Raw genomic sequence first — 14,636 nt, 5'->3', positions numbered from 1 at the left:
GCACACCCGATCCGTACGATCCAGATGGGCTATGCAAACTCTAAGACAGCTAGAAGTGCAGCAGATAGCCTCGATGGCGTGGAAAGACCCAAACGAGCGCTGATCGCCGTCCGCCTGACAGTCGAAACCGAGTCGACAACCGGCCCCGAGCGGCAGCTCGAAGGCTGCCGATCTTTCTGCGAGCTGCGCGGATGGCAAGTCATCGGAACTGCAGAGGACCTCTCGGTATCCGCGACCGCATTGCCTCCCTGGAAGCGCCCGAGCCTGTCTCAATGGTTCGACCAGCGCGCCCCTGACTTCGATGTGCTCGTCTTCTGGCGAGTTGACCGGTTCGTCAGACGTGTCACCGATCTCCAGCAGATGATCGAGTGGGCCGAGCAACACGGCGGCAAGGCGCTCGCGTCCGCCACGGAAGCCTTCGATCTCACCACCCACACCGGGAAGCAAACCGCGAAGCTCATCGCCACATTCGCTCAAATGGAATCGCGCGCGGCCGCCGAGCGCGTCTCTTCGGCACGGGCGCACCTCCTCACATCGCCTCGGTGGGGCGGTGGTTCTCCACCGTTCGGGTATCGCACTTACGCAAAGGACGGCGCCCGCCATCTGGAGATCAACCCGGTAACAGCCGAGGTCGTCCGCGAAGCCGCTCAGCGCGTCATCCAAGGAGAGTCGGTCAACGCCATCTGCCGCGACTTCGAGGCGCGAGGGATCCCAGCCCCGGCGAACACGTACGCCCGGAATAAGTCCGGCAAGGATTTCGTCTGGTACCCGCGCACCCTGAAGGGAATCCTGACGTCACCCACACTGCTGGGCTGGAAAACACGCAACGAGGAAGTGCCGGGGAAGAGTTACAGGCGACGGGTCCTGGTGCGCGACCAGGACGGGAACCCGGTTCGCGCCTCTGAGGCAGTGCTCGGCCAGCACGATTTCGACAAGCTCCAGGTCACACTGGCCGGCTCAGCAGCTCCCCCCGGCACGCGGAGCTCAAGCCCCAGAACGCCGCTCCTCGGCGTGATCAAGTGCGGAGGATGCGGCAAGAACCTTCAGCTGCACACGACGAAGAAGCTGCGAAAGGACGGGACGTACCGGTACACCAAGAAGATCCGCTGCCTCTCACGGCCCGCCTCTCCCCCGTGCCCCGGCTACGTGTTCCCGGAGGAAGATCTCGTCGAACCGGTGATGACCATGCTGCTCGAAGCGATCGGAGAGAAACCCGTCACCCGCCGCTTCTATGTTCGGCACTACGAAGACCGCAATGAATCAGATAATCCAGACGAGGGCATTGACGATCACTGGTCGTACAAGCCTGTCGGAATGACCTTGGCGGAGCGATGGCAGAGCATGGCGATCGCAGATATCGGCGAAGACCTGCTCAACGCGGGAATCATCGTCAGGTGCCACCCGCGCGAACACGGTGGCCATGTTCTGGAAATCCCCGACAACTTCCAGGAACGCCTGGCCAAACACCTGGGATCGTAGATGGCGCCCTCCAGTCACATGGCTTCATCGCAACCGACCTCGATGCACCAGGAGCATTCCCCATGAATACTGCCGCTCGGATGCAGACGCGGCGCATCAGCCCCGTCTTCCTCGGCATCGTGGCCGCAACTGCAGTAGGCGGCTGGGCCACATGGAGCGGATTCGCCGACAATCCGGGAATCGCTGTCTTCGTGTTCGTCACGGGCGCCTGGATCGTCTCCCTGTGTCTGCACGAGTACGCGCATGCGCGGACCGCCCTGCACAGTGGAGACATCACGGTCGGCGCGAAGGGTTATCTCAGCCTCAATCCCTTCGTCTACGCACACCCCCTCCTGAGCATCGTCCTACCCGTCCTGTTCGTCATCATGGGCGGCCTGGGCCTCCCCGGCGGCGCCGTGTTCATCGAGCGCGGCCGGATCCAGGGCCGCTGGAGGCACAGTCTGATCTCGGCAGCGGGGCCGCTGACCAACGTGCTGTTCGCGATCGTCTGCACGGCGCCGTTCTGGCTTGACGCGCTGGACGGGGTGCCGGTCGTCTTCCAGTACGCGCTGGCGTTCCTCGCGCTGCTGCAGGTGACGGCGGCGCTGCTGAACTTCCTGCCGATCCCGGGGCTCGACGGCTACGGGGTGATCGAGCCGTGGCTCTCGTACAGGATCCGGCGGCAGGTGGAGCCGTTCGCGCCGTTCGGGCTGCTCGCCGTGTTCGGCGTGCTGTGGATCCCCGAGGTGAACGTGGCCTTCTTCGATCTGATCGACTCGCTGCTCCGGCTGCTCGGGATCGAGGAGTTCGAGTCGTACTGCGGGCAGAACCTCTACCGATTCTGGGCCGACCAGAACCCGGGCTGCCGCCTCAGCGGGTGAGCGGGCGGCGGACTCAGCCGCGGGCCGTGCGTCCCCGCTTCAGGTAGTACCAGGTCATGTTGGAGGACAGGCCCGCGATCAGGACCCAGACGATCCCGATCAGGCTGCCCTGCGCGAAGGAGACCACGGCCGCGGCCACGGCGAGGACGCAGACGATCAGCGCGTACAGAGCGAGGCGGGGCATGGGGACGGCTCCTGTCGGGTGGTGCATGACGGTGGTACGCCGTCCAGTGTCCCCCATGCCCCGCCCGCTCCCGTACGCGCGTCTCGGAGTGCGGCTCCCGGTGCGGCTCCGAGTGCGGCTCAGACGTCCGTGACCCGCAGGCCCGCGTGCGCCTTGTAGCGGCGGTTGGTGGAGATCAGGTTCGCCACGAGCGACTCGACCTGGTGGGCGTTGCGCAGCCGGCCGGCGAAGACACCGCGCATCCCGGGGATACGGGCGGCCAGGGCCTGGACGATGTCGGTGTCGGCGCGGACCTCGCCGAGGACCATCACGTCGGTGTCGATCTCGTCGACCGTCTCGTCCTGGAGCAGTACGGCCGAGAGGTGGTGGAAGGCGGCGGTGACGCGGGAGTCCGGGAGCAGGGCGGCGGCCTGCTGGGCGGCGCTGCCCTCCTCGACCTGGAGGGCGTACGCGCCCTGCTTGTCGAAGCCGAGCGGATTGACGCAGTCCACGACGAGCTTGCCGGCGAGGTCATCGCGCAGGGCTTCGAGGGTCTTGGCGTGCCCGTCCCACGGCACGGCGACGATCACGATGTCGCTGCGGCGGGCGCACTCGGCGTTGTCGGCGCCCTCGATGCCGAGGCCGAGTTCGCCGGCGGCGGTCTGCGCGCGCTCGGCGGCGCGCGAGCCGATGATCACCTTCTGGCCGGCGCGGGCGAGCCGGTAGGCGAGGCCGCGGCCCTGGTCGCCGGTGCCGCCGAGCACACCGACGACGAGTCCGGACACGTCGGGCAGCTCCCAGGGGTCCTTGGCTGGGGCCTTCTTGGGCGCGGCCGCGGGCGCTGCGTCAGGGGCATCATTCGTAGTCATGGCGCCGACGATACTTGCTGGTAGGGGCCTGTTGAGTTCGGCCCTCACGTGCTATCGACCGACGTCCATGCCTTGATCCTGGCGAGCGGGATCCGCCGGAAGGTGATGGTCTCGTACGGGGTGAAGTCCCCTGTCTCGTACAGGAGACCGAGGGTGTCCTCGTCGACGCGGACGAGGTCGGAGTAGGCGGCGGGGACGCCGCTGACGGTGTGCACGGGGCGCCAGGTGGAGCCGTTGTCGGCGCTGGCGCGCAGAGTCATCAGGGCGCGGTGGCCGGGGTCGGCGGGTCCGGAGTAGAGCAGCGGGCCGTCGTCGAGCTGGAGGACGGAGCCTTCGACGACGGGGCCGGTGAGGCAGGCCTGGGGGCGGAAGGCCTTGACGAGGGTGGCGCCGCCGTCCTTGGACCAGGCCTCGGCGCGGTTGCCGGGGGCGGGTGAGTCGTTGCGGGTGTTGAAGTAGACGCGGCCGTCGGGGAGTTGGGCGGCGGTGGTCTCGTTGACGTTGATGAAGCCGTCGGTGTTGTCGTCGACGTAGCCGATCCGCCAGGTCTGCCCGTCGTCGTCGCTGAGCAGGCAGTGGCCGCCGTTGTAGCGGGATTCGGTGCCGTCGTGGCCGGAGCCCGCGGCGGGCGGCAGGGAGTGGTTGGCGGGGACGACGATCCGTCCGGAGGCGAGTTGGACGGCGTGGCCGGGTGTGGTGGCGTACCAGCGCCAACTCGGCTTCTTGGTCTGTGCGGTGATGTCGCGGGGGCTCGACCAGGTGAGCCCGTCGTCGTCGCTGTGCATGACGTACACGCGGCGTCCGTCGGCGGCGGGGACCTGGCCGCGGCGGATCCGGGCCTCGGTCGCGGCGGCAGCGTTGCGGACGTGGACGAGGAGGATGCGGCCGTCGGCGAGGACGACGGGGGCGGGGTTGCCGGCGAGGTGGTCGCCGTTGCGGGCGACGACGGCGAGCGGGCTCCAGGTGCGGCCGCCGTCGGTGGAGCGTTTGAGGACGAGGTCGATGTTGCCGGCGTCGGAGGCGGAGGCGACGCGGCCCTCGCAGAAGGCGAGCAGGGTCCCGGCGGCGCTTCTGACGATGGCGGGGATACGGAAGCTTGCGTACCCCTCCCTGCCGCCGCGGTACGGAACGGATACCTCGCCTGCCATACGGGACCCCTTCGGATCGCGGACGCCTCGGACGGATCGCGGACGCCTCGGACCACCGACGCTCTCAAGGCGGGCGGAACGCGGCGTGAACGGGTGGGAACCGCGAGGCGGTCGACGTGTGCGCGAGGTCCGTACGCCCGTACGAGGAAGGGCGGGCCAGGTGCGGTGCGCGGCGGGGAGTTGGTCCGAACCTGCCTGGGTGCGGGGCCGGTTGGGGCAGGATGCGCGCATGGACGCCGTACGGGTCGCGCTGCTGCGCGAAGTGCTCGCCGGGACGGAGTGGCCGTCGGCCACCCGCCGCTTCGCCGCGTCCCTGCGCGGTGCGGTGGTGCCGCACGGCGGCGGTCTGCTCCTGGTCGGCACCGAGGAGTACGAGCCGTGGCATCTGGCCGCGCACCTGGTGGACGAGGCGGCGTGGTCGGGGACGCCGGAGCTGACGCCGACGCTGGTACGGCACCGGGTGCGGGCCTCGGATCCGGTGCATCTGTCCGTGGGTCTGGGCCGGATCGAGGCGGCGCGCAGCGGTGAGACGCTGCTCGTGGTGGCGCCGGACGATCCGGGCGAGGGACTCCTGTCGCGGGTGCATGACGCGCGGCGGGCGGGAGCGACGGTGCTCGCGCTCGACACGGGGGGCGGGGAGCTGCCGTCGCTGGCCCATGAGCTGCTGAGTGTGCCGCCGTCGCGGGAGCTGGATCTGGACACGGTGCAGCACCTGGTCAGCGCGGCGGCCGGCGAGAACTCACTGCCCTCGCCGGCGCCCACTCTTCGGACGGGCCGCCGCCTGCGGGATCGGCTCTCGCGCCTGGCCGACCAGCTGACAGCACCGCCGCCGGCGCGCTGGTAGGGCGCCTGCGGCGGGCTTTCTCCCCCACCCCGCCCCTTCCCGAAACCGGGGGCTCCGCCCCCGGACCCCCGCATCCGAACTTCGTTCGGATCTGCTCAAACGCCGCAGGGGCTGAATTTACGCGCTCAGCGGGAACTCATCCCCCAGCGCCCTGAACACCCCGGTGTTCAGGGCGAACGCCCGCTTGCACTCGTCGATCACCCGCTGCTTCTCCAGGTCGTCGACGGCCAGCGCGTCGAGCAGCTCGCGGTAGTGGCGCTTGAACGCGGCCGGGTTGGCGATCTCCTCGAAGACGTAGAAACGGACGCCGTCGCCCTTGCGGCTGAAGCCCCAGGTCTTCTCGGCCTTGTCGCGGATGATCTGGCCGCCGGAGAGGTCGCCGAGGTAGCGCGTGTAGTGGTGCGCGACGTAGCCGGCGGGCCAGGTGCGGGCGCACTCGGCGACGCGTGCGGCGTACGCGGCCGTGGCGGGCAGCGGGCGCAGAGTCTCGCGCCAGTCCTCGCCGCCGTGCAGATGCGTGAGGTCGCGCTCCAGGGCGGCGGTGCGCAGCAGCTCGGCCTGGATGAACGGGCCGGCCACCGGGTCCTTCGCGAGGGCGGCCGCCGCGTCCTCCAGGGCGCGGTACACGAACCACAGCTGCTCGGTGTAGCGCGTGTACGCGTCCACACCCAGCCGCCCGCCGAGCAGGTCGCTCATGAACGTCGAGGTCTCGGCCTCGGTGTGCTGTTCGTGTGAGGCGGTGCGGATCACCGTCGAGAACGGGGTGGGCGCCGTATCCACAGGGGGACCTCCGGTCCGGGGAAGCGGGAACTATGCTTGATCCTGCTACTTAGGCTTACCTAAGTCAATAGCTTGCCGACGACCTGTCGGTAACGTTTCCGGACGGGGTGTCGGTAAAACCTCCCAGGGGAACGCGAAGGGCCCGCCGCAGATGCGACGGGCCCGGATGCGTACGGGGCGGAACTCAGGGAAGCGTCAGGATCTCCGCGCCCGAGTCCGTCACCACCAGTGTGTGCTCGAACTGGGCGGTCCGCTTCCTGTCCTTGGTGACGACGGTCCAGCCGTCCTCCCACATGTCGTACTCGTGCGTGCCGAGCGTCAGCATCGGCTCGATCGTGAACGTCATGCCGGGCTGGATCACGGTCGTGGCGTGCGGGGAGTCGTAGTGCGGGATGATCAGGCCGCTGTGGAACGACGAGTTGATGCCGTGCCCGGTGAAGTCGCGCACGACCCCGTAGCCGAACCGCTTCGCGTACGACTCGATGACCCGGCCGATGATGTTGATCTGGCGGCCCGGCTTGACGGCCTTGATGGCGCGGGTGAGGGACTCGCGGGTGCGCTCGACGAGCAGCCGCGACTCCTCGTCCACGTCCCCGACCAGGTACGTGGCGTTGTTGTCGCCGTGCACCCCGCCGATGTACGCGGTCACGTCCAGATTGATGATGTCGCCGTCGCTGAGGACGGTGGAGTCCGGGATGCCGTGGCAGATGACCTCGTTGACGGAGGTGCACAGCGACTTCGGGAAGCCGCGGTAGCCGAGCGTCGACGGGTAGGCGCCGTGGTCGAGCATGAACTCGTGCGCCACGCGATCGAGTTCGTCGGTGGTGACGCCGGGCGCGATGTGCTTGGCGGCCTCGGCCATCGCCTGCGCGGCGATGCGGCCCGCGATCCGCATGGCCTCGATGGTCTCGGGGGTCTGCACCTCCGGCCCGGTGTACGGCGTCGGGGCCGGCCTGCCCACGTATTCGGGGCGCTTGATGGCGCCGGGCACGGAGCGGTGGGGGGAGAGCTCCCCTGGTACGAGCAGCGACGGGACAGACATGTCAGTGAGTGTAACGAGCGCACTTCGGGCACGATGGCGGCGTGGGAGCGCAAGCGCCGCTCGCGGGAAGGGAGCCGGATATGGCCCTGTTCAAGAAGCGCACGGTCGGCAAACCGGGCGAGTGGTACTACTGCCTCGTCCACAAGAAGGTCGAGGAGGGCCCGGAGTGCCCGGCCAAGGACCGCTTCGGTCCCTACGAGACGCGCGAGGAGGCCGAGCACGCGATGCAGACGGCCCAGGAGCGCAATCTCGAATGGGAGACGGATCCGAAGTGGCATGACAAGGAGGACCCGGACGGGTCACAGCCCGGGAGCTGAGCGCCCCCGGGCGCGTCCGCACCGGTGCCCCCGGGGCGGTGACCCCGAGGCCGCGCCTCAGGCCGTCTCCACCACGTCCGCCGGGCCGCCCGCCTTCTCGTGCGCGGCCTTGCGGGCCAGCGCGTCCGGGTCGGTGTCCGCGTGGTACGAGACGAGGCGCGGCAGCGCGGCCGTGAGCAGGGCGACCGCGGCCACGCAGGCCGCGCCGCCCGACCAGATCGCGGTGCGCGTGCCGGTCCAGCCCGCCATCGCGCCCGCGCGGACCTGGCCGAGCTGCGGGCCCACGCTGTAGGAGAGCACCTCGATGCCGGCGAGGCGGCCGCGCAGCTCGTCGGGGATGGTCTGGTTCCAGATGGTGGAGCGGCCCAGACCGCTGAGCATGTCGCCGGCGCCCGCGAAGGCGAGGCAGACGAGGACCAGCCAGACGTTCCCGAACCAGCCCGCCGCCATGATCGCCAGACCCCAGGACGCGGCACCGAACACGACGAGCAGTCCGTGCCGGCGCACCCGAGTGGTCCAACCGCTCGTGAGGCTGAGCGCGAGCGAGCCGATGGAGCCGGCCGCGTACATCAGGCCGAGGGACCACTCGGCGTCGAGGTCGTCCGCGAGGAACGGGAAGATCGTGTTGGGGAACGCGAAGATCATCGCGGCCAGGTCGATGGCGTACGTGCCGAGCAGCACGGGCCGCGACCACGCGTAGCGCGCCCCTTCGGCGATCCCCCGCAGCGACGGCTTCTCCGCGTCGTGAGACGGCGGCGCGGGCGTCAGCCGAAGACACAGCAGCACCGAGGCGGCGAAGCCGGCGATGGTGACGGCGTACGCGGTGGCGAAGCCGGCGTAGGCGACCACGAGACCGGCCAGGGCCGGGCCCGCGATGGCGCCGATCTGCCAGCGCAGCGCGTTCAGTGCGGCGGCCGCGGTGAGCTGGTCGTGCGGCACGATCCGGGCGAGCAGGGAGTCGAGGGCGGGGCGCTGGAGTCCGGCGAGCGCGGAGACGCAGGCGGCGACGAGGTACAGCGGCCAGAGCATGGGGCTCGGTAGCAGCGCGTTGACCAGCAGGATCACCGCGAGGACGCCGAGGCCCGCCTCGGTGAGCAGGATGACCTTGCGGCGGTCGACGGCGTCGGCGAGCGCGCCGCCGTACAGACCGAAGACGATCAGCGGGATCAGCTCGACCGCGCCCATCGCGCCGACGGCGAGCGGGGATTCGGTGAGGTCCTTGATCTGCAGCGGCAGGGCGATCATCGCCATGAAGCTGCCGAAGTAGGTGACGAGGCCCTGGATCCACAGCAGCCGGAAGTCGCGGCTGCTGCGCCACGGGGACAGGTCGGGAAGTATCGCGCTCACGTGGGCCAATGGTCAGGGGTGGACTGGGGGGTGAGCAACGGGTTTTGGGCGCGGCCGGGCGGGGCCGCGCGGGTGCCCGGGCTCACTCGCCCTTCGCGCCCGTGGTCCCCATGATCCGGCTGGCCACCACGACGCCCGGCTGCGCCGCGTCCTTCGGCGGGACCTGGGCGGCGAGGCTCACCATGCGTTCCAGGGTGAGGGACTGCTTGACCTCGCCCGTGAGCAGCGGCTGGACATCCTTCGGGACCTCGATCTTCAGACCCTCGGAGGCCGTGCGCTTCTCGAAGTGCCGGGTCGCGAAGAAGACGAGGGCGCCCCCGTCCGTCGTCCGCAGCCCGAGCGGCGCGAAGTCGCCGGAGCGCTCGGGCTGGTCGACCCACTGGCGGGACCAGCCGGGGCTGCTCGCCCGGCGCTCGCGGTCCTTGCGCCAGCCGCTGGTGTGCGGGCCGGGCGCGAAGACCTCGGCGTCGTCCTCGAAGGAGTCGGCGTATGCCGCGGGCAGCTTGCCCGGGGACACGGCGAGATCCTTCGCGGAGGTGCCCGCGGGGATCGCGTAGCCGTCCTTGTCCGTCTTGAGGTCGGGGACCTCGCGGGGCGAGAGGATGTTGAGGTACGCGACCTGCCACGGGTCGTCGGCGCCGTGCTTGACGAAGGCCAGGAACCAGTGGGTGTCCTTGGCCGGGTCGTCGTCGACGTCCTTGTTGCTGTCGGTGTCGGCGACGAAGTAGCGCGGCCAGCCGGCCTTCTTCGGGATGTGGAACGTCGCGTCGGTGAGCTCGAGTTCCGAGTGGTTCGGGTTGCCCTCCGGCGAGTTCTCCGCGGCGGCCTTCAGAGCGGCCTGGTTGATCGCGCCGAGCGGCCCGGTGACACGGCCCTTCGAGACCGCGGGGTCGTACTCCTTGTCGGCCTTGTTGTACGCGGCGGTGAACTCCTCGAGAGCCTTGGCGGCCTCGGCCTTCGTCGCCGCCGGGACGATCTCCCGCTCCCCGTGCACGGTCACGCATCCGCTCGCGGTCAGAGCCAGGACCGCCACCGCTGCCCCCGCCACTGCCGGCCGACTCACCCTGCTCATGGTTCGCCTTCTGCTCCGTACGCCCCGCCTCTGACGCAGGGAACCCTACCGGGGGCGCGGCGGGCGTCCGGGTGGGGAGGGTGGAGCGGTGCCACACCGTGATCTGGGGCATGGGCGGGGTCAGCTCCGCTCGGGGAACACGAGGAGCTTTCCCGTACGGGGGTGGGGCAGCACTTCGACGGGCTGGCGGTAGACGCGGCTGAGGAGTTCTCCGTCGAGGACGTCCTCGGGGGCACCCTCGGTGGCGATCGTGCCGTCGTGCAGGACGGCGACGCGGTCGGCGTACGCGGCGGCGAGGCCCAGGTCGTGCAGGACGACGACGACAGCGTCGCCCGCGGCGGCCCGCTCGCGGCAGACCCGGAGCACCAGTTCCTGGTGGCGCAGGTCGAGGGCCGCGGTGGGTTCGTCGAGGAGGAGCAGCGGGGCCTGTTGCGCGAGGACACGGGCGAGGGCGACGCGGGCGCGTTCGCCGCCGGACAGGGCGGAGAAGGGGCGGGCCGCGAACTCGGTGGCCTCGGTGGCGCGCAGCGCGGCGGCGATCACCTCGTCGTCGCGGTCGGCGAGCGGGGTGCCGGTCCAGGGCGCCCGCCCCATCCGTACGACCTCCTCGACGCGGAACGGGAAGGAGAGCGTCGCCGCCTGGGGCAGCACGGCCCGGCGCAGGGCGAGTTCGGCGGCGCTCCAGTCGGAGGCGTCCTTGCCGCAGATCCGCAGGGTGCCCGAGTCGGGGGTCAGGTCCGTGGCGAGGGCGGCCAACAGGGTCGACTTCCCGGCCCCGTTGGGTCCCACCAGCGCCAGGACCTCACCGGCCCGCGCCTCGATGTCCACGCCGCGCAGCACGTGGTGCGCACCGAGGGTGACGTGGAGGGCGTGCGCGGAGGCCAGGGTGGTGCCGGGCTCGACGGGCGCGGGCAGCTCCCGCCTGCGGACGGCGAACAGCGACCGGATCATGCCCAGCCTCCTTGCTTGCGGCGGGTGCGGCGGAGCAGCCAGAAGAAGAACGGGCTGCCGATCAGGCCGGTGAGGACGCCGAGCGGCAGTTCGGCGGGCGCGGCGATCGTGCGGGCGGTGAGATCGCAGACCGCGAGCACCAGGGCGCCGCCGAGCGCACTGCCCGGGATGAGGAAGCGGTGGCCGGGTCCGGCGAGCATCCGCAGGAGGTGCGGGACGACCAGGCCGACGAAGCTGATGATGCCGGAGACGGCGACGGCCGCGGCGGTGAGCAGCGCGGTCACGAACATCAGGACCACGCGCATCCGCTCCACGTCCACGCCGAGGTGGCGCGCGGGCCGTTCGCCGAGCGCGAGCAGGTCGAGCTTGCGGGAGTAGAACGGCGCGATCGCGAGACCGACGAGCGCCCACGGCAGGACGGCGAGCACCTTCGGCCAGGTGGCCTGGGCGAGGGAGCCGAGCTGCCAGAAGGTGATCTGGGTGACCTCGGCGTTGTCGGCGAAGAAGATGAACAGGCCGATCATCGCCATGCCGAAGGCGGTCACGGCGACACCCGTGAGGATCAGCGTCACGACTTCCGTGCGGCCGCCCGAGCGGGACATGGCGTACACGAGGAAGACCGTGATCAGGCCGCCGGTGAACGCGAACACCGGGAGCGTCCAGTTGCCGAAGAAGGTCAGGCCGAAGGCGATCGAGGCGACACCGCCGACGGCCGCGCCCGAGGAGATGCCGATGACGGCGGGCTCGGCGAGCGGATTGCCGAACACGCCCTGCATCAGGGCGCCCGCGCAGCCCAGCGAGGCGCCGACGACGAGGGCGAGGACGACGCGCGGGAAGCGCACGTTCCACAGCACGCTCTCGCCGACACGGTCGAGGGCGGCGCCGCCGAGTCCGATGCGGTGCTGCACGGAGGCGAGCACATCGCCGAGGGGTATCTCGTACGCGCCGATCCCGGCGGACAGCAGGCAGATGACGACGAGACCGGCCGCCATCACGGCGGTCAGGAGATACGGGACGCTCCGTCTGCCCTTCCGCGGCGGCGTCTTGGCCGGTGCGGGCCCGGCGGGCGAGGGGGCGGAGTCCTGGGACGGGGCCACGGTGGCGGTCACTTGGCGTCTCCGTAGAGCTGGTCGACGAGCGACGCGAGGACCTCGTCCGTGCGCGGACCGTAGTTGAGGAGCGTGCCGTCCGGGATGTCGACGACGCGGCGGTCCATGCCGGCGGGGGTCTCGGCGACGCCCGGGATCTTGACCAGGCCGTCCACGCCGCCGACCGATTCGAGTCCCTTGGTCATCACGAGGATCACGTCGGGCTGCGCCTTGGCGAGGGCCTCGGGGGTGATCGCGGTGAAGTCCTTCTTGAGGCCCGACGCGGCGCCCGCGTCGACCGCCCCGGCCGCGTCGAGCAGGGAGCCCGCCCCGGACTCGGCGCCGCCGATCAGGTAGACGGCGGCCGTGCCGCGCAGATAGAGGAACGCGACGCGCGGCTTCTTGCCGTCCTCGGGCTGCGGAATCCCCTTCTGCACGGCGGCGATCCGGTCCTCGGTGCGCCCGGTCAGCTCCTCGCCGGCCTTCTCCACGCCGAGCACTCCGGCCACTTCACCGATCCGCTTGCCCACGTCCTCCAGGCTCTTCGCGGTGTCGAGCAGCACGACGGGGATGCCCGCGTCACGTATCTGCTGCATGGCCTCGCCCGGCCCTGAGGTGGTGTCGCCGATCACGACGGTCGGCCGGAGCGAGAGCACGCTCTCCGCGGAGACGTCGTGGCCGCGGGTCACCGTCGGGAGCTTGGCGGCCTGTTCGAAGGTGGCGGTGATGTCCTTGGCCACCACGTTGTCGCCGAGCCCGAGGGTGAAGACGATCTCGTTGATGCTGCCGGTGAGCGGCACGATGCGGTCGGCCGATTTCACGGTGACCTTCTTGCCGTCGGCGGAGGTCACGGTGACGGGCAGCTTCGGCTTCGGCGTACCGGACAGCGGCTCGACCCGGTCCGGGGCCGCCTTTTGCTCCGCTTTTTCACCTTTTGCTGAAGGATTGTCCGTCTCGCCGCCGCAGCCCGTGAGGGCCAGGCAGGCGGCGGCGACGAGCGCGCCCGCCCATCTCAGGGGACGCCGCATGCGCACCGGGGTCACTCGAACTCCACCGTCCTGTCGTGCCGTTGAAAGGTCCTGCTGGGTCATCTGCGGTTTCCGGGCCGGGAGGGGTTCCGTACCAGGTCGCGCATAGTTTAGGTTAGCCTTACCTCATTGACCAGACCTTGAAGGGGGACCCGATGTCCTTGCCGAGACGCGCTGCCCACGTAGCCGCCGTAGCGGGCCTCGGTGCCCTGTTCGCCGCGCTGCTGCCGGCCACGGCGGCGCACGCGGAGGACCGCACGGTGCAGGGCGGCCGGCTCGACTGGGGCATCAAGGCCTCGTTCCAGAGCTATGTCACCGGCCCGATAGCCAAGGGCAGTTACACGCTGCAGAGCGGCGCCGCCACGGCCGGTTCGAGCCAGTTCCGCTTCCACTCGGCGAAGGGCTCGTACAACCCGGACACGGGCGCGCTGAACGCCGGCTTCTCCGGCGGCGTGCACTTCCTCGGGCACAAGAAGTCCGACGGCTCCCACGAGCTGGACCTCACCATCTCCCGGCCCACCGTGAAGATCTCCGGCGGCTCCGGGACGCTGTACGCGGACATGGTCAGCAAGGCCAAGGGCACCGGCAAGGTCACCACGGCCTCCCAGGTGCCGCTCGCCAGCCTCAGCCTGTCCGGCATCAACATGAAGGGCGGCGGCTCGCCGGTCGCCCTCAACAACGTGCCGGCGACGCTCACTTCGCAGGGCGCGAACGCCTTCGCCGGCTACTACGCGGCCGGCACCCCGCTCGACCCGGTCAGTCTGTCCACGGATGTCCTCAAGGGATCCGGCTCGTCCTCGGGCGGTTCGGACTCCGGTTCCGGCACCTCCGGTGACAAGGACAAGAAGAAGGACGACGGCAAGAAGGCGGACAAGGCGGGCCGGATCGAGGACGCCGCCGTCGACTGGGGCGTGCGCCGCACCTTCCGCGAGTACGTCGGCGGCTCGATCGCCAAGGGCGAGTGGAAGCTGTCCGACGGCGCCCAGGACGGCGGCGCACTGTTCCGCTTCCCCGAGGGCGAGGGCACGTACGACGAGAAGAAGCAGACCCTCGACGCGGAGTTCGACGGCAGTGTCCGGTTCACGGGCGAGCACGGCCTCGACATCGAACTGAGCGAGGTCGCCGTCAAGGCGAAGGACGGCGAGGCCACGCTGTACGCGGACGTCGAGAGCAAGGACTTCGACAAGAAGCAGGCCGCGCTCGTCACCTTCGCGGCCAAGGACCTGAAGGCCGCCGACGGTCTCGTCACGCTGACCGAGGTGCCCTCGAAGCTGACCGCCGACGGCGCGAAGACCTTCGACAACATGTACAAGGCCGGCACCGAGATGGACCCGGTGTCGCTCGCGGTCGCCCTCGACGACAAGGCCGAGCTGCCCGCGCTGCCCGATCTCGGCTCGGACCCGGAGCCGAGCGCCGGGGGCAAGGCCGGCAAGGAGGCCGAGCCCAAGACGCGCTCGGCCGCCGCAAGTTCCTCTTCGAGCTCGCCCGCCCTGCCGATCGGCATCGGCGCGGGAGTGCTCCTCCTCGCGGGCCTCGCGTTCGCGGTCGTACGCAAGCGGCGTACGGCTCCTGCGGCCGCCGCCGCACCCGGGGACTCGGACCCGTCCGACTCGTGAGTCCCGCCTCCCCCGTCACCTTCCCTTTCCCT

At 70.4% G+C, this 14,636-nt stretch carries 15 protein-coding genes; 5 read left to right on the top strand and 10 right to left on the bottom strand.

The genetic code is table 11. The features are described from left to right. Positions 1-78 precede the first annotated feature (78 nt). Positions 79-1,479 (top strand): recombinase family protein, encoded by a 1,401-nt coding sequence (locus ACIBI4_RS27855; protein WP_399206824.1) that lies wholly within the window; start codon positions 79-81, stop codon positions 1,477-1,479. A 62-nt stretch (positions 1,480-1,541) separates the two neighbouring features. Beyond that, positions 1,542-2,339 carry a site-2 protease family protein gene (locus ACIBI4_RS27850; protein ID WP_399206823.1) on the top strand — a complete coding sequence of 266 codons (798 nt, stop codon included), beginning with the start codon at positions 1,542-1,544 and terminating at the stop codon, positions 2,337-2,339. A 13-nt stretch (positions 2,340-2,352) separates the two neighbouring features. On the opposite strand, the gene ACIBI4_RS27845 is transcribed toward ACIBI4_RS27850, so the two are convergent. The 3 genes from ACIBI4_RS27845 to ACIBI4_RS27835 all read right to left on the bottom strand — a co-directional run bounded on the left by ACIBI4_RS27845 (position 2,353) and on the right by ACIBI4_RS27835 (position 4,519). Further along, on the bottom strand, positions 2,353-2,523 hold the full coding sequence (locus tag ACIBI4_RS27845; protein ID WP_399206822.1) for a hypothetical protein: 171 nt from the start codon (positions 2,521-2,523) through the stop codon (positions 2,353-2,355). A gap of 119 nt (positions 2,524-2,642) precedes the next feature. Next, complete coding sequence (gene npdG / locus ACIBI4_RS27840; RefSeq protein ID WP_399206820.1) at positions 2,643-3,371, bottom strand: NADPH-dependent F420 reductase; 729 nt, start codon at positions 3,369-3,371, stop codon at positions 2,643-2,645. Between the two features lie 44 nt (positions 3,372-3,415). After that, complete coding sequence (locus tag ACIBI4_RS27835; protein ID WP_399206819.1) at positions 3,416-4,519, bottom strand: exo-alpha-sialidase; 1,104 nt, start codon at positions 4,517-4,519, stop codon at positions 3,416-3,418. 229 nt (positions 4,520-4,748) lie between these two features. Here ACIBI4_RS27835 and ACIBI4_RS27830 point away from each other — a divergent pair, with 229 nt between their 5' ends. Beyond that, a complete protein-coding gene (locus tag ACIBI4_RS27830; RefSeq protein ID WP_399206818.1) occupies positions 4,749-5,363 on the top strand; it encodes a hypothetical protein in 615 nt (204 codons plus the stop codon). A 117-nt stretch (positions 5,364-5,480) separates the two neighbouring features. Here the strand turns inward: ACIBI4_RS27830 and ACIBI4_RS27825 are convergent, their stop codons facing one another. Further along, on the bottom strand, positions 5,481-6,143 hold the full coding sequence (locus tag ACIBI4_RS27825; protein WP_399206817.1) for a heme oxygenase (biliverdin-producing): 663 nt from the start codon (positions 6,141-6,143) through the stop codon (positions 5,481-5,483). A gap of 184 nt (positions 6,144-6,327) precedes the next feature. Then, positions 6,328-7,185: a type I methionyl aminopeptidase gene (gene map / locus ACIBI4_RS27820; protein ID WP_399206816.1), complete on the bottom strand. Its 858-nt coding sequence runs from the start codon at positions 7,183-7,185 to the stop codon at positions 6,328-6,330. An 80-nt stretch (positions 7,186-7,265) separates the two neighbouring features. Here map and ACIBI4_RS27815 point away from each other — a divergent pair, with 80 nt between their 5' ends. After that, the gene (locus tag ACIBI4_RS27815) at positions 7,266-7,502 is read left to right on the top strand and encodes a hypothetical protein (protein WP_399206815.1); all 237 of its coding nucleotides are present in this window, start codon (positions 7,266-7,268) and stop codon (positions 7,500-7,502) included. A gap of 57 nt (positions 7,503-7,559) precedes the next feature. Here the strand turns inward: ACIBI4_RS27815 and ACIBI4_RS27810 are convergent, their stop codons facing one another. The 5 genes from ACIBI4_RS27810 to ACIBI4_RS27790 form a co-directional block, all read right to left on the bottom strand. After that, on the bottom strand, positions 7,560-8,849 hold the full coding sequence (locus ACIBI4_RS27810; protein WP_399206814.1) for an MFS transporter: 1,290 nt from the start codon (positions 8,847-8,849) through the stop codon (positions 7,560-7,562). An 82-nt stretch (positions 8,850-8,931) separates the two neighbouring features. Next, entirely contained in the window at positions 8,932-9,921 is a 990-nt protein-coding gene (locus ACIBI4_RS27805; protein WP_399206813.1) for a hypothetical protein, read from the bottom strand. Positions 9,922-10,041: 120 nt separating this feature from the next. Beyond that, entirely contained in the window at positions 10,042-10,878 is an 837-nt protein-coding gene (locus ACIBI4_RS27800) for a heme ABC transporter ATP-binding protein (RefSeq protein WP_399206928.1), read from the bottom strand. Then, complete coding sequence (locus ACIBI4_RS27795; RefSeq protein WP_399206811.1) at positions 10,869-11,981, bottom strand: FecCD family ABC transporter permease; 1,113 nt, start codon at positions 11,979-11,981, stop codon at positions 10,869-10,871. The genes ACIBI4_RS27800 and ACIBI4_RS27795 overlap by 10 nt, the downstream gene beginning before the upstream one ends. Further along, positions 11,978-12,988, bottom strand: coding sequence for a hemin ABC transporter substrate-binding protein (locus ACIBI4_RS27790; protein ID WP_399206810.1), 1,011 nt, complete (start codon positions 12,986-12,988; stop codon positions 11,978-11,980). The genes ACIBI4_RS27795 and ACIBI4_RS27790 overlap by 4 nt, the downstream gene beginning before the upstream one ends. A gap of 155 nt (positions 12,989-13,143) precedes the next feature. Between ACIBI4_RS27790 and ACIBI4_RS27785 the strand changes: the two genes are divergently transcribed. Beyond that, positions 13,144-14,604 carry an HtaA domain-containing protein gene (locus tag ACIBI4_RS27785; RefSeq protein WP_399206809.1) on the top strand — a complete coding sequence of 487 codons (1,461 nt, stop codon included), beginning with the start codon at positions 13,144-13,146 and terminating at the stop codon, positions 14,602-14,604. Positions 14,605-14,636 lie beyond the last annotated feature (32 nt).

This window comes from Streptomyces sp. NPDC050418, assembly GCF_044458745.1.
Lineage (GTDB): Bacteria > Actinomycetota > Actinomycetes > Streptomycetales > Streptomycetaceae > Streptomyces.
Note: the sequence above shows the minus strand (reverse complement) of the source record. Positions and strands in the feature narration are given on the sequence as shown.